General features: G+C 75.5%; 14 protein-coding genes. 7 read left to right on the top strand and 7 right to left on the bottom strand.

The annotated features are described in order from the left end of the window. Positions 1 to 47: 47 nt before the first annotated feature. From FHU37_RS25050 to FHU37_RS25040, 3 genes are all read right to left on the bottom strand, one after another. The gene (locus FHU37_RS25050; RefSeq protein WP_179816926.1) at positions 48 to 809 is read right to left on the bottom strand and encodes an isoprenyl transferase; all 762 of its coding nucleotides are present in this window, start codon (positions 807 to 809) and stop codon (positions 48 to 50) included. A 434-nt stretch (positions 810 to 1,243) separates the two neighbouring features. Continuing rightward, positions 1,244 to 2,266: a DeoR/GlpR family DNA-binding transcription regulator gene (locus FHU37_RS25045; RefSeq protein WP_179817367.1), complete on the bottom strand. Its 1,023-nt coding sequence runs from the start codon at positions 2,264 to 2,266 to the stop codon at positions 1,244 to 1,246. 328 nt (positions 2,267 to 2,594) lie between these two features. After that, positions 2,595 to 3,998, bottom strand: coding sequence for an NAD(P)H-quinone dehydrogenase (locus FHU37_RS25040; RefSeq protein WP_179816925.1), 1,404 nt, complete (start codon positions 3,996 to 3,998; stop codon positions 2,595 to 2,597). Positions 3,999 to 4,197: 199 nt separating this feature from the next. Between FHU37_RS25040 and FHU37_RS25035 the strand changes: the two genes are divergently transcribed. The 3 genes from FHU37_RS25035 (at position 4,198) to FHU37_RS25025 (ending at position 7,581) form a co-directional block, all read left to right on the top strand. After that, complete coding sequence (locus FHU37_RS25035; protein ID WP_179816924.1) at positions 4,198 to 4,653, top strand: gamma-glutamylcyclotransferase family protein; 456 nt, start codon at positions 4,198 to 4,200, stop codon at positions 4,651 to 4,653. A gap of 88 nt (positions 4,654 to 4,741) precedes the next feature. Beyond that, positions 4,742 to 5,551, top strand: a complete 810-nt coding sequence (locus FHU37_RS25030; RefSeq protein ID WP_179816923.1) for a purine-nucleoside phosphorylase — start codon at positions 4,742 to 4,744, stop codon at positions 5,549 to 5,551. 257 nt (positions 5,552 to 5,808) lie between these two features. Continuing rightward, a complete protein-coding gene (locus FHU37_RS25025; protein ID WP_179816922.1) occupies positions 5,809 to 7,581 on the top strand; it encodes a phospho-sugar mutase in 1,773 nt (590 codons plus the stop codon). Between the two features lie 117 nt (positions 7,582 to 7,698). Here FHU37_RS25025 and FHU37_RS25020 read toward each other — a convergent pair whose 3' ends face one another. Beyond that, complete coding sequence (locus FHU37_RS25020; protein WP_179816921.1) at positions 7,699 to 8,535, bottom strand: LamG domain-containing protein; 837 nt, start codon at positions 8,533 to 8,535, stop codon at positions 7,699 to 7,701. A gap of 206 nt (positions 8,536 to 8,741) precedes the next feature. Next, positions 8,742 to 9,443, bottom strand: a complete 702-nt coding sequence (locus tag FHU37_RS25015) for a PH domain-containing protein (protein WP_179816920.1) — start codon at positions 9,441 to 9,443, stop codon at positions 8,742 to 8,744. Between the two features lie 1,087 nt (positions 9,444 to 10,530). Here FHU37_RS25015 and deoC point away from each other — a divergent pair. From deoC to FHU37_RS25000, 3 genes are read left to right on the top strand one after another with little or no spacing between them, the layout of a single operon-like run. Next, the gene (deoC, locus tag FHU37_RS25010; protein WP_179817366.1) at positions 10,531 to 11,511 is read left to right on the top strand and encodes a deoxyribose-phosphate aldolase; all 981 of its coding nucleotides are present in this window, start codon (positions 10,531 to 10,533) and stop codon (positions 11,509 to 11,511) included. A gap of 3 nt (positions 11,512 to 11,514) precedes the next feature. Then, a complete protein-coding gene (locus FHU37_RS25005) occupies positions 11,515 to 13,032 on the top strand; it encodes an aldehyde dehydrogenase family protein (protein WP_179816919.1) in 1,518 nt (505 codons plus the stop codon). Next, positions 13,025 to 14,038 (top strand): aldehyde dehydrogenase family protein, encoded by a 1,014-nt coding sequence (locus FHU37_RS25000; protein WP_179816918.1) that lies wholly within the window; start codon positions 13,025 to 13,027, stop codon positions 14,036 to 14,038. Before FHU37_RS25005 ends, FHU37_RS25000 begins: the two co-directional genes overlap by 8 nt. Before the next feature lie 189 nt (positions 14,039 to 14,227). On the opposite strand, the gene FHU37_RS24995 is transcribed toward FHU37_RS25000, so the two are convergent. Continuing rightward, entirely contained in the window at positions 14,228 to 14,617 is a 390-nt protein-coding gene (locus tag FHU37_RS24995; RefSeq protein WP_179816917.1) for a hypothetical protein, read from the bottom strand. A gap of 296 nt (positions 14,618 to 14,913) precedes the next feature. On the opposite strand from FHU37_RS24995, the gene FHU37_RS24990 reads away from it, so the two are divergent. Next, entirely contained in the window at positions 14,914 to 15,747 is an 834-nt protein-coding gene (locus FHU37_RS24990) for an ATP-binding protein (protein WP_312892846.1), read from the top strand. Here the strand turns inward: FHU37_RS24990 and FHU37_RS24985 are convergent. After that, the gene (locus FHU37_RS24985; RefSeq protein ID WP_246451284.1) at positions 15,708 to 16,469 is read right to left on the bottom strand and encodes a SigE family RNA polymerase sigma factor; all 762 of its coding nucleotides are present in this window, start codon (positions 16,467 to 16,469) and stop codon (positions 15,708 to 15,710) included. The two genes, FHU37_RS24990 and FHU37_RS24985, sit on opposite strands and share 40 nt — an antisense overlap. Positions 16,470 to 16,517: the final 48 nt, after the last annotated feature.

Raw genomic sequence — 16,517 nt, 5'->3', positions numbered from 1 at the left:
GTCGCCGTGTCGACCCGATGGCGCCGCCGGGGCGCGGCGGGGCGGGGTCAGACGCCGAAGCGGCGGTGCCGGGCGGCGTAGTCGCGCAGCGCCCGGAGGAAGTCGACCTTGCGGAAGGCCGGCCAGTACGCCTCGCAGAAGTAGAACTCCGAGTGGGCGCTCTGCCAGAGCAGGAAGCCGGAGAGCCGCTGCTCGCCCGAGGTCCGGATGATCAGGTCCGGGTCCGGCTGGTCCTTGGTGTAGAGGTGCTGGGCGATGTGCTCGACGTCGAGGATCTCGGCGAGTTCCTCGATGGAGGAGCCGGTGGCCGCGTGCTCCTTGAGCAGCGAGCGGACGGCGTGCGCGATCTCCTGCCGGCCGCCGTAGCCGACCGCCACGTTCACGGTGAGGCCGCGGACGGCGTCGGTCGCCCGCTCGGCCTCCTGCAGCACCTCGCGGGTCCGGCCGGGCAGCAGGTCCAGGGCGCCGACGGGGTGGACGCGCCAGCGTCCGGTCTCGGCCAGGCCGCGCACCGCGTCCTCGATGATCTCCAGCAGCTGGGCCAGTTCCTCCGGGGGCCGGTTCAGGTTGTCGGTGGACAGCAGCCACAGGGTGACCACCTCGACACCGGTCTCCTCGCACCAGCCGAGCAGTTCCTGGATCTTGTCGGCGCCCTTGCGGTGCCCCTCAGCCGTGGAGCTCCCGGCGGTGCGCGCCCAGCGGCGGTTGCCGTCCAGGATCACCCCCACGTGCCGGGGCACCCGGGTGGGGTCCAGTCTCCCCTCGACCCGGCGCCCGTACAGGCCGTACACCAGGTCGCGCAGCCGCATCGCATCCGCCTTCCACGTCCGTCCGTTCCGCGGACGGTCGACACCCTACTCGCCGCCGGAGAAGACCTGGCGGTGGCGCGGCGCGGGCGCCGGAGGGCGCGGGCCGCGTGGTTACGCAGGTTACGGACGCGGCGCGGACGGCCGTGGTTGCACCGGAACGCCGACACCGCACGGCGATCCGTGCCTCGGCCCCGGCGGCGACGGACGCCCCGGGACGGCGGCGCCCGGCGCTGCGGGACCCGGCACCGGGTGAGGTACCGCACACCGGCCGCGGCGTGGGATCACCGCCCCGGGGCGCGGACGGTCGCGCCGCCCCGGGGCGCGGGGCCCGGGTGCTGCGCCGCGCGGGCCGCGCGGGGTGACGCGCGGCGCGGGGACGGGCGGCGCGGCGGGCGGTGCGCCGGAGGCGACGGCGGCGGGTCCACGACCGGGCGTCACCGCCGCCGGTCGTGGACCAGGTCGCCGCGCAGGCCGGTGTGGTCGACACCGCGCTCGGCCCCGCGCAGCGGGTGCCCCGCCTCCGCGGTCGGACGGCCGCCCAGCGGGCCGGCCGGGCGGCGCGGGCCCGGCAGCGAGGTGCTGTCGGCCCGGCGGGCCGCGCCGTGCGGGCCGGCCACCGGATGGCCGGGCGCGCCGGCGGACGCGCCGTGCTGCCCGGCGACCAGGTGCCCGTGGGCGGAGCCCGATCCCGAGCCGGGCGGGCCGTCGTGGCCGCCGGTCGGCGCGCGGAGCACGTCCACGCCCCGGTCGGCGAGCGCCTCCAGTTGCGCGGCGGCCGGGTGGCCGGGCGGCGGCTCGTCGGTCACCAGGTGGGTGATGGCCTCGGTGGGGACCGTCTGGAACATGGTGTCGGTGCCGATCTTGGAGTGGTCGGCCAGCACCACGACCTCGCCGGCCGCCTGCACCAGCGCCCGGTCCACGCTCGCGGCCAGCATGTTGCTGGTGGACAGCCCGCGCTCGGCGGTCAGCCCGCTGCCGGAGAGGAAGGCGCGGCGCACCCGCAGGCCGGCCAGCGACTGCTCGGCGCCGCTGCCCACCAGGGCGTAGTTGGAGCCCCGCAGGGTGCCGCCGGTCATCACCACCTCCACCCGGTTGGCGTGCGCCAGCACCTGCGCGACCAGCAGCGAGTTGGTGACGACGGTCAGGCCGGGCACCCGGGCCAGCCGCCGGGCCAGTTCCTGCGTGGTCGTGCCGGCGCCGACCACCACGGCGTCCCCCTCCTCGACCAGCCCGGCGGCCAGGTCCGCGATCGCGGACTTCTCCGCGGTGGCGAGGTGGGTCTTGTGCGGATAGTTCGGTTCTCGGGACAGGCCACCGGGCAGCACCGCGCCACCGTGGCGGCGATCGAGCAGACCCTCCGCCTCCAGCGCGCGGACGTCCCGGCGGACCGTCACTTCGGAGGTCTGGACGACCCGGGCCAGCTCCCGCAGGGAGACAGCGCCGTTCGCCCGCACCATTTCCAGGATGAGTTGACGACGTTCTGCTGCGAACACAGAACTGACAGTAACGCGAATGACCGAGTGCTTTCAGCCGTTTCCGCGGAGTAGCCGAAGTTGTCCGATGCTCGGCAGGACTTGTGGTAGAGCGCCCGGCGCCGGGATTGGGCCCCCTCACCACCGCAGACGGCGCCCGCGCGCCACCCCCCGGGGCCCCGCGCGCCACCCGGCACACCACCCGTTCCGGTGACGCGCCGGACCCCCGTGCGGCGCGTCACCGCGGCGCGTCGGTGACGCGCCGCGTCCGGCGGAGCGGGCGGGGGCCGGCGACGCGGGGCGTGGCCGCGGCTCAGGTGGTGATCTGCAGCTGCCGCGCCGCCTCGGCCAGCGAGCCGGACAGCGAGGGGTACACCGTGAAGGAGTGCGCGATCTGGGTGACCGTGAGGCCGTTGTCGACCGCCAGCGACACCGGGTGGATCAGCTCGCTCGCCTTGGGCGCGACCACCACGCCGCCCACCACGATGCCGGTGCCCGGCCGGCAGTACAGCTTGATGAAGCCGTCCTTGATGCCCTGCATCTTCGCCCGCGGGTTGCGCGGCAGCGGCAGCTTGACCGCCCGCGCCTCGATCCGGCCCGCCTCGATGTCCGCCTGCGAGGCGCCCACCGTGGCGATCTCCGGGTCGGTGAACACGTTGGACGCCACGGTCTTCAGCCGCAGCGGGGTGACCGCCTCGCCGAGGGCGTGGTAGACGGCGATCCGGCCCTGCATCGCCGCCACCGAGGCCAGCATCAGCACGCCGGTGCAGTCGCCCGCCGCGTAGACCCCGGGCACGCTCGTCCGGGAGACCTTGTCCACCTCCACGTGACCGGACTCGGACAGCTTCACGCCGGCCTCCTCCAGCCCCATCCCGGCGGTGTTCGGGATCGAGCCGACGGCCATCAGGCAGTGCGAACCGCGCACCACCCGGCCGTCCGCCAGGGTCACCTCCACGCCGTCGCCCACCCGCTTGACCGAGGACGCGCGCGAGCGGGACATCACCGTCATCCCGCGCCGGCGGAAGACGTCCTCCAGCACGGCCGCGGCGTCCGGGTCCTCGCCGGGCAGCACCCGGTCACGGCTGGAGACCAGCGTCACCCGCGAGCCGAGGGCCTGGTAAGCGCCGGCGAACTCGGCGCCGGTGACGCCGGAGCCGACCACGATCAGCTCCTCGGGCAGCTCCTCCAGGTCGTACACCTGGGTCCAGCTCAGGATCCGCTCGCCGTCCGGCGCCGCGTCCGGCAGCTCCCGCGGGTGCGCGCCGGTGGCGATCAGGACGGTGTCAGCCTCCAGGGTCTCCAGGCCGCCGTCCTTGTGCGCCACCACGACCCGGCCCGGCCCCTCCAGCCGGCCCGTCCCGTGCACCACCCGGGCGCCGGCCCGGCGCACCGACTGGGCGATGTCCTCCGACTGGGCCAGCGCCAGCCGCTTAACCCGGCGGTTCACCACGCCCAGGTCGACACCGACCACGCCGTCCGGCGGCGTGCCGTCGCCCACCTTTATGCCCAGTTCCTCGTGGCCGGCCGCGAACGCCGTCATCACCTCGGCGGTGGCGATCAGCGTCTTCGACGGCACGCAGTCCGTCATCACGCAGGAGCCGCCGAAGCCGTCGCGGTCGATGACGGTCACCTCCGCCCCGAGCTGCGCGGCCACCAGCGCCGCCTCGTAGCCGCCAGGTCCGCCACCGATAATCACGATCCGAGTCACGATTTCCATTGTTCCGCACCGTGTCCGCCCGCCGGCAGCCGCCTCCCACCCGGGCGCGCCGACCGAGGTGGGGCGGGCTGTCCCGGGGTGTCCCGAGGCGTCCCGGGCTGTGCCGTAATCGCCCGTACGGCCCCACCTGCCCGTCCCGCGGCGCCCGCCCGGGCCGCCATTGCGCGTCCGGAGGGATTCGCTCCCGTACGCTGACGCCATGGCGCTCTACGCCGCGTATGCCGGCAACCTCGACGCGCGGCAGATGGCTCGCCGCGCCCCGCATTCACCACTGCGCGCCACCGGCTGGCTCATCGGATGGCGGCTGACCTTCGGCGGCGGCCAGGTGGGCGGGGAGGGCGCGCTGGTCACGGTCGTGGAGGCGCCGGAGGAGCCCGGCAGCGAGGTCTTCGTGGCGCTGTACGACGTCGCGCCCGGTGACGAGGCCGCCCTGGACGGCTGGGAGGGCGTGCCGCTCGGCCTCTACCGCCGGGTGCGGATCCGGGTGGAGACCTCCGAGGGGCCGATGACCGCCTTCACCTACGTGCTCGACGACTACGAGGGCGGCCTGCCCACCGCCCGCTTCCTCGGCAGCATCGCGGACGCCGCGGAGTCCGCCGGCGCCCCGCACGACTACGTCATGCAGCTGCGCAAGCGGGCCTGCCTGCCGGGGTAGTGCCCCCCGCTGCCCGTGGGCCGGTGGGTGGTCCACCAGGCGGACAACCTTCTACGCGCGTAGCCGACCCTCAGGCTACCCTCGGCCCGTGAACGTTACTGCTTTCGACGACCCCGCCTCCGCCGCCGCGCGCGCCGCCGACCGCCTGCGTGAACTCACCGGCGCACAGCACCACGACGTCGCGCTGGTGATGGGCTCCGGCTGGGTCCCCGCCGCCGACGCGCTCGGCACCCCGGACGCCGAGTTCCCCGTCACCGACCTGCCCGGGTTCCCCCCGCCCGCCGTCGCCGGCCACGCCGGCCGCATCCGCTCCGTGCGCGTGGGCGAACTGCGCGCCCTGGTCTTCCTGGGCCGGACGCACCTCTACGAGGGCCACGGCGTCGCCGCCGTCGCCCACGGGGTGCGCACCGCGGCGGCCGCGGGCTGCCGCGCCGTCGTCCTCACCAACGGCTGCGGCGGCCTGAAGCTCTCCTACGCCCCCGGTCAGCCGGTGCTGATCAGCGACCACATCAACCTCTCCGGGGCCACCCCGCTCACCGGCGCCAACTTCGTCGACCTCACCGACCTGTACTCCCCGCGGCTGCGCGCGCTGTGCCGGGAGGTCGACCCGACGCTGGACGAGGGCGTCTACGTCCAGTTCTCCGGCCCGCAGTACGAGACGCCGGCCGAGATCGGCATGGTCCGCGCGATCGGCGGCGACCTGGTCGGCATGTCCACCACCCTGGAGGCGATCGCCGCGCGCGAGGCCGGGCTGGAGGTGCTGGGCATCTCCCTGGTGACCAACCTCGCCGCCGGCATGACCGGGGAACCCCTCAACCACGAGGAGGTCCTCCAGGCCGGGCGCGACTCCGCCGCCCGGATGGGCCAGCTGCTCTCGCAGATCCTGCCCCGCGTCTAGGCAGCCCGGCGGCGACGGACTTCCGGCCCCGACGCGGTGAACCCGTGCGGGGGACGGGCCGTCATACCCGGGGAGCCCCGCGGCGGACGGGGCTCCCCACCCGCCATGTCTGGAACGCCCCGGCGCGGGTAACCGAGCCGTCCCCCTCCCCCGCCGGCCCGCACCGCCCGGGGCCCTCTGCCACAATCCCCGGGCGGTCGGCCCCGCCACCCGGCGCGCGGCCGCCGCCCGTTCCCGACCAACCGAGGAGTGACCGAGTGCAGGACGACGTCGTCCGGCAGGCCCGAGCGTGGCTGGCCGAGGACCCGGACCCCGACACCCGCGCGGAACTGGACGCCCTGCTGGCGGCCGTCACCGCCGGCGACACGGCGGCGCGCGCCGAGCTCGCCGACCGTTTCTCGGCGCCCCTCCGCTTCGGCACCGCCGGACTGCGCGGCGCCCTCGGCGCCGGTCCGAACCGGATGAACCGCGCCGTGGTGATCCGGGCCGCCGCCGGCCTGGCCGCCTACCTCAAGGACGTGGCCGAGCGCCCCGGCGACGAGCCCGGACTGGTGGTGATCGGCTACGACGCCCGCCACAAGTCCCGCGACTTCGCCGAGGCGACCGCCGCCGTGATGGTCGGCGCCGGCCTGCGCGCCGCACTGCTCCCGCACCCGCTGCCCACGCCCGTGCTGGCCTTCGCCGTGCGCCACCTCGGCGCGGTCGCCGGCGTGGCGGTGACGGCGAGTCACAACCCGCCGCAGGACAACGGCTACAAGGTGTACCTGGGCGACGGCTCGCAGATCGTCCCGCCGGCCGACGCCGCCATCGCCGAGCGGATCGCCGCCGTCGGCCCGCTGGCCGCGGTCCCGCTGGCCGCCGACGGCTGGCAGGTGCTCCCCGCCACCTCCTCCGCCTCCGCCGCCACCTCCTCCGCCGCCGGGCCGGGAGTCGCCGACGCCGCGCCGGGCATCGTCGACGCCTATCTGGAGCGGACCGCGGCCGTGGTGGATCCCGGCTCCCCGCGCGACGTCTCCGTCGTCTACACCCCGCTGCACGGCGTGGGCCGCTCGGTGCTGGCCGCCGCCTTCGCCCGCGCCGGCTTCCCGACGCCCACCGTCGTCGCTGAGCAGGCCGAGCCCGACCCGGACTTCCCGACCGTGGCCTTCCCCAACCCGGAGGAGCCCGGCGCCATGGACCTGGCCTTCCGCACCGCCGAGCAGGTCGGTCCCGACCTGATCATCGCCAACGACCCGGACGCCGACCGCTGCGCGGTGGCCGTGCCGGAGGCCGACGGCGGCGGTGGCTGGCGGATGCTGCGGGGCGACGAGGTGGGCGCGCTGCTCGGCGTGCACCTGGTCGGCAAGCGGGCCGAGGGCGCCTTCGCCACCACCATCGTCTCCTCCTCCCTGCTGGCCCGGATCGCCGAGGCGGCCGGACTGCCGTACGGGGAGACCCTGACCGGCTTCAAGTGGATCGCCCGGGTGCCCGGGCTGCGCTACGGCTACGAGGAGGCGCTGGGCTACTGCGTCGACCCGGAGGGGGTGCAGGACAAGGACGGCATCAGCGCCGCGCTGCTGGTCGCCGAGCTGGCGGCCGAGCTGAAGCGGTCCGGCCGGACCCTGCTGGACCTGCTGGACGACATAGCGCTGGAGTACGGCCTGCACGCCACCGACCAGCTCTCCGTGCGGGTCACCGACCTCGGGATCATCCAGGCGGCGATGGAGCGGCTGCGCGACACGCCGCCGACGGCGCTCGGCGGCCTGGACGTGATCGTCACCGACGACCTGGCCAAGGGCGTGGAGGGCCTGCCGCCGACGGACGGGCTGCGCTACCGGATGGCCGGGGCGGAGGGGTCCGCCGCCGGAGCACCGGCGGTGCGCGAGGCCCGCGTCGTGGTGCGGCCGTCCGGCACCGAGCCGAAGCTGAAGTGCTACCTGGAGGTCGTGGTGCCGGTGGCCGACTCCTCCTCGCTGCCCTCCGCCCGGCTGCTGGCCGCCGAGACCCTGGATGCGCTCAAGCGCGACCTGGCCGCCGCGGCCGGGCTGTAGGCGGGGCGGGCTGTAGGCGGGGCGGGCCCGGGGGCCCGCGCCCCACGGCATGACGGCGGCCCGCGTCCCGGCGGCGTCCGGGACGCGGGCCGCGCGGGGACCCGCCCGTCCACCCAGCTAGACGCGGCTGCGGCCGATGTACACGTTCCTGGCCCGGTAGTAGGTGTCGCCGGAGGGGCCGGAGCCGCCGGAGGAGCCCTCCATCTGGAGGTTGCAGATGACCCAGAGCGGCTTGCCGACGAATCCGGCACCCCGGTGCACCGCCCTCCAGGTGTCGTCCAGGTAGTAGTGGATCTCCACGTCGGTGGAGTTGACCATGGTGATCCAGGCCCGGTAGGCGTGCCAGCCGCCCGGCGAGGAGACCGGGACGATCGTGCTGGAGACGTCGGAGGAGGTGCGGAAGGTGTTGAACCAGTTCCGCGCGTCGCCCTTGAACTCCAGGATGTCGCTCTCCGGCGGCCAGCTGTTGACCCCGGTCAGCCAGAACGCCGGCCAGGTGCCGGGGGCGCTCGGGGCCTGGAACTCGCCCTTGACCTCGTAGTCGGGGAACTCGCTGGTGATCCGGATCTGGTGCTTGGCGTGCACGGCGCCGGAGTGGTAGCGGATCGGCAGGTAGGGCGAGGAAGAGCTGTTGCCCTCGTTCCAGGAGATGCGGGACGCCTTCAGCGTGAGCACGTCGCCGGAGAGGTACACGTGGTTGTGGTCGGTGGGGCTCGCGTACATCCGGGCCGTGCCGTTGTGGTCGGAGCCCCAGGGATACAGGTAGTTCCAGTTCGCCTCCAGGGCCTGGTAGCTGGAGAAGGTGTCGGTGCCGAGCACGGTCTCCCAGGCGGCGGCCCGGGCCGGGCGTGCCGTCCCCGTGGTCACCGCCGTGGTGGCGGCCAGGGCCGCGGCGCCGGTCAGCAACGATCTGCGACCGAGTTCCGCGCGGGAACGGCCGGTGCTTCCGTCCATCTGCTGCCTCCGACTGAAACGAACAGATTCGAACGCGATGTCACAGGTGGGGACCTCATGATGGACCATGTCAGGCTCATGTCAATACTGCCGGCCAGCCGGCGGTGGGGCCGTCGGCGGCTGGCGTGGGCCCGCGGTCACGGCCGCCGGTGAACCGCCTGTGGACCGACCGCGCGCCGGACGGGGAGCCGCCCCTGGCGCGCCGATCAACCCCCCATCAGCACGCCCACCAGCGCGACGAGGCCGGCCACCGCCGGCGCGATGATCCACCAGCACCAACGGACCCGCGGCTCGCCCCGCGCACCGGGCCGCTCCCGCCCCGCCTCGGCCAGTTCCCGCAGCTCCGTCACGACGTGGTCGGCCCACGCCTGCCCGGGTGCCTCCACCCCCGCCAGGCTGCGGGCGTCCCGACGCCCCTCGGCGGCGGCGCGGGCGTTGTCCCGCTGGGCCTTCTTGCGCTGCCGCAGCGACACCGGAACGGCCCACAGCTGGTACGTCCGTCCGGAGACCACCACCTCGCTGGACATCCCGGCGCGCACGTGCTCCACGGTGGACCACGGCGCCACCACCGTCCGGAACGGGTTGCGCACCAGCAGCCGGTCATGGCCGGCGGCGACCATCGGCCGGAGCGTGTAGGCCACCACCAGCGGCACCACCAGCAGCGTGGCCGCGAGGACGGCGCCGAGCTCCCGGCCGTCCGTGCGCAGCGCCGCGTCCACCACCAGGGCGCCGCCGATGACCAGCACGGCCACCCCGGTCACCACCGAGGGGACGGATCGGTAGGTGCGGTCGGCGTAGCGCGGCTCGTCGGGCTGACCGGACCCACCGGACTGGCCGGGCTGCCCGGGCTGGCCTGGCCGCTCCGGTTCGCCGGGCGGGGGCGTGCGGTGGTCGCTGGGAGGGTTCATGCGTCCGATTCTGCCGCCGCCCGAGTCGCACCGGCCACACCCACCCCGCCCCGCCCGTGCCGGCCCCGGCGAGGGCGGATCCGAGAGAGCGGCATCTGATAGGGCGGCTTCGAGAGAGCGGCTCTCCGATGGGACGGCTCCGATGGCGACGACAACGGGAGGACGGCTCGGCTCCGACGAGGACGACACCGGGAAGCCGGCTCGGCTCCGATGAGACGGCTCCGAAAAGACGGCTCCGAGTGAATGCTGAATGCCCCCAAATGCCGACCGGGAAGTTATCCACAGGCCGCAGAAAGGGACTGTCCCCCGCCACCACCCTCATGAAATCCTGGAATCAGGGGGGCCACCCAGGCTCCCCTGGCAGGCGTTGCGCCCGGGGCTGGTGGGGAGAGTGCGACCACTGAGCTTTGGGAGGTTCCAGGTGCGGCCTCAGAGATACAGAGCCTCCACGCGTGATCGATGAAAGGCCACTCCACGTGCGGCAAGTGAGGTGCAGTCCCTCCACGCGCGATCGGTGAGGTGTGGGCGGCTCCAGGTGTGACCGGCGGAGCGCCGGCGACTCCAAGGGGATGCCACCGATGGGCCGGCCGGGAAGTTATCCACAGGCCGCAGAAAGGGACTGCCGCCGACCACGCCACCCATGAAATCCTGGAATCAGGGGGGGCCACCCAGGCTCCCCTGAGGGGCGTTGCGCCCGGGGCTGGTGTGGCAGGTGTGAACTCCAGGTGCGACCGGTGGGTGCGCTGGGTGATCCGAGGAGACCGGAGAGGACGAGCAGCGGTGGCCCGCCGGAACGGAGCGGCGCCTACAAAGGACGGAGCGGCGCGCCCAAGGGCGGAGCAGCGGTCGCGGGATCATGAGGGCGCTCCACGGGGAGGGAGAGGGTGCCCGCCCGGATGGAGCGGCGCTCCCAAGAAGGGGGCAGCGCCCCCAAAGGGCGGAGCAGCACCCCCAAGGGGGCAGCGCCCACGGGCCCAGGGAGTGCCCCAGCCCGATGGAGTGACCGCCGGCGCGGGGGGTAGCAGGGGCGGGCGGCGGAGTGGGAGTTTCCGGATGCTACGCGCATAGATATGCTCGAACGGTGAGCATGCCCGACCCGGCGGCCGACGCCGCCCCCACCCCCGCGCACGCGGCAGGACTCGCCGACGTCACGGCCTCCGACGGCTCGCTGCGCCGCTTCCTGCACGGCCTTCCCGCCGTCGATCCCGCCGGCCTGGTGGCCCGCACGGCCGCGCTGGGCTCGGCCCGCGCCGTGAAGGGGCCGGCCAAGGCGGCGGCGATCGACCTGGCCATCCGCCTGATCGACCTGACCACGCTGGAGGGCGCCGACACCCCCGCCAAGGTGCGGGCGCTGGCCACCAAGGCGCGCCTGCCCGACCCCACCGACCGGTCCGCGCCCCAGGTGGCCGCCGTGTGCGTGTACCCGGACATGGTCGCCACCGCCCGTGAGGCGGTCGCCGGCAGCGGCGTGCACGTCGCCTCGGTGGCCACCGCCTTCCCCAGCGGACGGGCGAGCCTGGCGGTCCGGCTGGCGGACACCCGGGAGGCGGTCGAGGCGGGCGCCGACGAGATCGACATGGTGATCGACCGCGGCGCCTTCCTGTCCGGGCGCTACCTGAAGGTCTTCCAGGACATCGTCGAGGTGAAGCGGGCCTGCGGCGACGCCCACCTGAAGGTGATCCTGGAGACCGGCGAGCTCGCCACCTACGACAACGTGCGGCGCGCCTCCTGGCTGGCGATGCTGGCCGGTGCCGACTTCATCAAGACGTCCACCGGCAAGGTCGGGGTCAACGCCACCCCACCGGTCACCCTGCTGATGCTGGAGGCGGTACGCGACTTCGAAGCGGCCACCGGCATCCGGGTCGGGGTCAAGCCGGCCGGGGGGATCCGCACCACCAAGGACGCGCTGCGCTACCTGCTGCTGGTGCACACCGCCCTGGGCGACGCCTGGCTGACCCCCGAGCTGTTCCGGTTCGGCGCCTCCAGCCTGCTGGGCGACCTGCTGATGCAGCGCCAGAAGCTGACCACCGGCCGGTACGCCGGCTCCGACGACGTGACGGTGGACTGACCCGTGCCCGACAACACCCCCGCCACCCCGGTGGCACCCGCCTCCCCCTTCGCCCCCCGCCCGGCGCTGGACTCCCTCGCCGACGCCCGCCTCGCCGACCGGCACCGGCTGCTGATCGGCGGCCGGTGGGTGGACGGCGGCGCCGGCTCGCGCCCCGTCCTGGACCCGGCCACCGGCGCCCCGCTCACCGAGGTCGCGGCGGCCACGGCGGCGCAGGTCGACGCCGCCGTGGCCGCCGCCCGCGCGGCCCAGCCCGGCTGGGCCGGGCTGGCCGGCGCGGAGCGCGCCAAGCACCTGTTCCGGCTGGCCCGCCTGGTGCAGGAGCACGCGCGTGAGCTGACCCTGCTGGAGGCGGCGAACACCGGCCGGCCGGCGGCCGACGTCAAGGCGAACGACGTGGCCGGCGCGGCCCAGCTGCTGTTCCACTACGCCGGCTGGGCCGACAAGCTGCGGCACGCCGTGCCCGGGGCCCGGGTCGCGGAGCCGGCCGCGCGCGGCGTCGCCGCACTGCTGCTGCCGTGGGACGCTCCGCTGCTCACCTTCGCCCGCACCGCCGGTCCGGCGCTGGCCGCCGGCAACACGGTGGTGGCCAAGCCGGCGGCGACGACCCCGCTGAGCGTGCTGCGGCTGGCCGAGATCGCCCGCCGGGCCGGGCTGCCGGACGGCGTGCTGAACGTGCTCACCGACGGCGCCCCCGAGGGGGTCGGCCCCGACCTCGCCGGCCACGCCGGGGTGGACGTGGTCTCCTTCACCGGTTCCACGGCCGTCGGCCGCACGGTCGCCGCCCTGGCCGCGCGCACCGGCGCGCGCACCGTGCTGGACCTCGGCGACCAGGCGCCGCACCTGCTGTTCGACGACGCCCCGCTGGACGAGGCGGTCGAGGCGGTCGTCGGCGCGGCCTTCACCGGACGGGGCCGGCCGCGCGGCGCGATCGGCCGGCTGCTGGTCCAGGAGCCGGTCCTGGACGAGGTGGTGGAGCGGCTGCGGGCGCGGATCGCCCGGCTGCGCCTCGGCGCGCCGCTGGACCGCAACGCGGACCTCGGCCCGCTGCACTCCGCCGCGCAGGCCGCGCGGGTGGCCGAGCTGGTCGCCACCGCCGGGGCCGAGGGCGCCGAGGTGTGGACCGCGCCGGAGCACGGGGAGCGCCTCGCCGAGCTGCGCGCCGAGGGCGGCGAGTACGCCGGTGGCTTCTGGCAGGCCCCGGTGCTGGTCACCGGGGTGACCCAGGCGCACGCGGTGGCCGCGACCGAGCTGCGGGCGCCGGTGCTGCCGGTGCTGACCTTCCGCACCCCCGCGGAGGGCGTGGAGAAGGCGAACAACACCCCGTTCGGCGGGGCGGCGGCGGTCTGGTCGGCGAAGGGCGCGCAGGCGCTGTGGGCGGCGCGCCGGCTGCGCGCCGGCACCGTGTGGGTGAACGAGGCCGACGCGGTGGACGCGGCGGCGCCGCACCACGTCGGCCGCCAGTCGGGTTCCGGTCGCGCCGGCGGCCACCACGGTCTGGAGGCCTACCTCGATGTCTGAGACGACTGACACCACCGCGAACGCCGGCGGCGAGACGGCCGCGCCGCCCCGTCTCGCCGTGGCGAAGACCTACAAGCTGTTCGTCGGGGGCGCCTTCCCGCGCTCCGAGAGTGGGCGGGTGTACGAGGTGACCGACGGCGACGGCACGGCTCGGGCGAACGCCCCGCTGGCGACCCGCAAGGACGCCCGGGACGCGGTCTCCGCCGCCCGCAAGGCGTTCGGCGGCTGGTCCGGGGCGACGGCCTACAACCGCGGCCAGGTGCTCTACCGGGTGGCCGAGATGCTCCAGGGGCGCACCGGCGAGTTCGCCGGTCTGGTGGCCGCCGCGGAGGGGCTGTCCGTCGGACGGGCCGGCGAGCTGGTCGAGGCGACCGTGGACCGGCTGGTCTGGTACGCCGGCTGGACGGACAAGCTCGGCGCGGTGCTGGGCACGGTGCGTCCGGTGGGCGGCGGGCGGCTGGCGGTCGGTCTGCCGGAGCCGTACGGCGTGGTCGCCGTGGCGGCCCCGTCGGCCGGCCGGGGCTGGTCGCTGCTGGGCGCGGTGACGTTGCTGGGGGCGGCGCTGGCGGCCGGGAACACGGTGGTGCTGGTGGCCGCCGAGCGGGACCCGCTGCCGGTGCTGTCGCTCGGCGAGGTGCTGGCCGTCTCGGACGTGCCGGGCGGCGTGGTGAACGTGCTGAGCGGCCGGCCGGCCGATCTGCTGCCCACGCTGGCCGGCCACGGCGACGTGGAGGTGCTGGACCTCAGCGGCCTCGGCGGCCTCGACCGTCCCGGCGCCCTCGGTGGTCCCGACGGCGCCGGATCGGCCGGCGTGGAGCTGGTCGAGGCCGCGGCCGGAAGCCTCAAGGAGGTGCTGCTGCCGCCGCGCCGCGGCGCCGGTCCGGACGGCACCGCGGACGCCGCCGCGGACGGCACGGCCGCCGTGGACTGGACGGCGGAGCCGGCCCTGGAGCGGCTCGCCGAGCGGCTGCGGCTGCGCTCGCTGTGGCAGTCCGCCGGCGTGTGAGCCGGCTCGGCGCCGCCGGCCGGGCGACAGCACCCCACCTGCCGCGTCACGCCTGCCGGGTGGCGCCTGCCGGGTGACGCGGCGCCACGTCGCCCGAGACGGCCGTCGGGTCACGCGCGTCGCACCCGCGTGACGCCGCGGCGGCGCCCCCGTCGGCCCGGCCCGGACACCGGGTCGGGCCGACGGGCGTCAGGCGGCGGGACCGCCGAGCAGCGCGCCGAGCAGCGGCAGTTCGCCGAGCGACAGCCCGTCGCTCACCGGGGCGGTGACGGCCTCGGTGGACACCGGCTGGAAGTCGGCCACCTGCGTGCCCAGGCTGTTCTCCAGCGGGTCGACCGGGGTCGGCGCCAGCGGGTACAGCGCGAGGTCGCCGAGCGGCGCCAGGCCGTAGGTGGTGGCCGCGTCCAGGCCGCTCTCCACGTCCTGGTCGGCGACGAGCTCGTGCGCCTGGTCCGCCAGCGGCGTGAGCGCGAGCGGGCTGGACTGGCCGGGTGCCGCCGCCGCGACCCCGGCCGTGCCGATGGCCAGTGCCGCCCCCATCGAGGTGGACAGGGCGGCGGAACGGAGAGTGCGGTGCATCGGTTCTTCCTTCACGGAGGGATCACGGTGCGCGGCAGCGCGCGACAACGGACCGTACTGACGGTGTGACACCTCGTTCAAACCGGACACGGTGAATTCACCCGGACCAGCGCACCGGAGGGCACCCTTCGACAGGGCGTGCGTCACACTCCCGTGCGGACCGGCCGTCGAGCGCCGCTAGCACCGGCGGGTTGCCGTCCGGTTGCGGCCCGATGGCCACCCGGGGAAGACGCGGCGGCCCGCATGCGTCAGACTGGTATCCCGTGACTCCCACACCACCCAGTCCCCGGCGGCCTGTGGGCACGGGCATCCCCGCGCAGGCGGGCCCGTCCACCGACGGCCCGAACCACCCCGCCCCCGCCCCCACCACCGGCGCGCGCGTGGTGCTGCTCTCCGGGCCCTCCGGCTCCGGCAAGTCCTCCCTCGCCGAGCGGTGCGGCCTGCCCGTGCTGCGGCTCGACGACTTCTACAAGGACGGCGACGACCCCACCCTGCCGTCACTGCCCGACGGCTCCGGCACGGACTGGGACGCCCCCGAGTCCTGGCACGCCGGCGACGCCCTGGCCGCGATCCGCGCCCTGGCCACCCGCGGCACCAGCGAGGTGCCGGTCTACGACATCGCCCGCAACGGGCGCGTCGGCACGCGGACCCTGCGCCTGGACGGCGCGGACCTGTTCATCGCCGAGGGCATCTTCGCCGCCGACCTGATCGACTCCTGCCGCGCCGAGGGGCTGCTCGCCGACGCCGTCTGCCTGCGGGTGCGGCCGGCGGTCACCGCCTGGCGGCGGCTGCGCCGGGACGTCCGCGAGGCGCGCAAGCCGCTGCCGTTCCTGCTGCGGCGCGGCTGGACGCTGATGCGCGCCGAGGGCGCCATCGTGGCCCGGCACACCGGGCTGGGCGCCCGGCCGTGCGGGCCGGAGGAGGCGCACCGGCGGGTCGTTGGGCTGCGCACGGCGGGCGCCGCGGCCGCCGACCCCCGTACGGCGACCACGACGCCCGTTGCCCCCCACCGGGACCTGGTCCCGGCGTCTTCCACATCCACGTCCGGGGCGCCCCCCGCGCCCGGCCTGCCCCAGGTGCCCCCGAGGGCTCAGGCGACGAGCTCCTCGAAGGAGCACGCGTCGCTGTAGGAGAGGGCCTCGTCGTCGCGCAGCCGGCGCAGCGCGCGCCAGATGCTGCTCTTGACGGTGCCCACGCTGATGCCGAGGATCTGGGCGATCTCCGGGTCGGTGCGGCCCTCGTAGTAGCGCAGCACCAGCATGGTGCGCTGGTTCTCGGGGAGCCGGGCCAGTGCCTGCCAGAGCACGGCGCGCAGCTCGGTGCCGCCCATGGTGTCGGTGTCGCCGACGACCTCGGGCATGTCCTCGGTCGGGTACTCGTTCACCTTGCGGCGGCGCCAGGCCGAGATGTGCAGGTTGGTCATGGTGCGGCGCACGTAGCCGCTCAGCGCGCCCTTGTCGGCGATCCGGCCCCAGGCCCGATAGGTGCTGAGCAGGGCGCTCTGCAGCAGGTCCTCGGCCTCGTGGCGGTCACCGGTGAGGTGGTAGGCGGTGGCGTAGAGGGCGGAGCGGCGCTCCTGGACGTAGGCGGTGAAGTCCCGCTCGGCCTGGCTGTCGCCGGCCTCGACGGGGCGGGACTCGGCGCGCTGGGCCGGCACGGCGGCGGGCGCCGGAACCGCCGGGGCGCCCGCCACGTCCTGGGTGGTGGGAGCCACCGCGGGAGCGGGGCGGACCGGCCGGCCGGCGGTGGTCAGCGGCAGGTGCACCACGGTCCCGGTACTGCCGGGGCGTACCTGCCGGACGTGCCGCACCTGCCGCACCGCCGTCGTGTCGCAGGTCTTCAGTGCGCTCATGGTATGCCCCCTTCGGTCTGCCGTGGCTTCCTACAGGGCAATAGCCTT

Origin of the sequence: Allostreptomyces psammosilenae (assembly GCF_013407765.1) — a bacterium.
GTDB classification, from domain to species: domain Bacteria; phylum Actinomycetota; class Actinomycetes; order Streptomycetales; family Streptomycetaceae; genus Allostreptomyces; species Allostreptomyces psammosilenae.
This window is presented reverse-complemented; position numbering and strand designations above follow the sequence as displayed.

Coding starts and splice junctions, on each gene's coding strand:
- FHU37_RS25050 (WP_179816926.1), bottom strand. CDS start 809: ATGCGGCTGCGCGACCTGGTGTACGGCCTGTACGGGCGCCGGGTCGAG.
- FHU37_RS25045 (WP_179817367.1), bottom strand. CDS start 2,266: ATGGTGCGGGCGAACGGCGCTGTCTCCCTGCGGGAGCTGGCCCGGGTC.
- FHU37_RS25040 (WP_179816925.1), bottom strand. CDS start 3,998: ATGGAAATCGTGACTCGGATCGTGATTATCGGTGGCGGACCTGGCGGC.
- FHU37_RS25035 (WP_179816924.1), top strand. CDS start 4,198: ATGGCGCTCTACGCCGCGTATGCCGGCAACCTCGACGCGCGGCAGATG.
- FHU37_RS25020 (WP_179816921.1), bottom strand. CDS start 8,535: ATGGACGGAAGCACCGGCCGTTCCCGCGCGGAACTCGGTCGCAGATCG.
- FHU37_RS25015 (WP_179816920.1), bottom strand. CDS start 9,443: ATGAACCCTCCCAGCGACCACCGCACGCCCCCGCCCGGCGAACCGGAG.
- deoC (WP_179817366.1), top strand. CDS start 10,531: ATGCCCGACCCGGCGGCCGACGCCGCCCCCACCCCCGCGCACGCGGCA.
- FHU37_RS25000 (WP_179816918.1), top strand. CDS start 13,025: ATGTCTGAGACGACTGACACCACCGCGAACGCCGGCGGCGAGACGGCC.
- FHU37_RS24995 (WP_179816917.1), bottom strand. CDS start 14,617: ATGCACCGCACTCTCCGTTCCGCCGCCCTGTCCACCTCGATGGGGGCG.
- FHU37_RS24985 (WP_246451284.1), bottom strand. CDS start 16,469: ATGAGCGCACTGAAGACCTGCGACACGACGGCGGTGCGGCAGGTGCGG.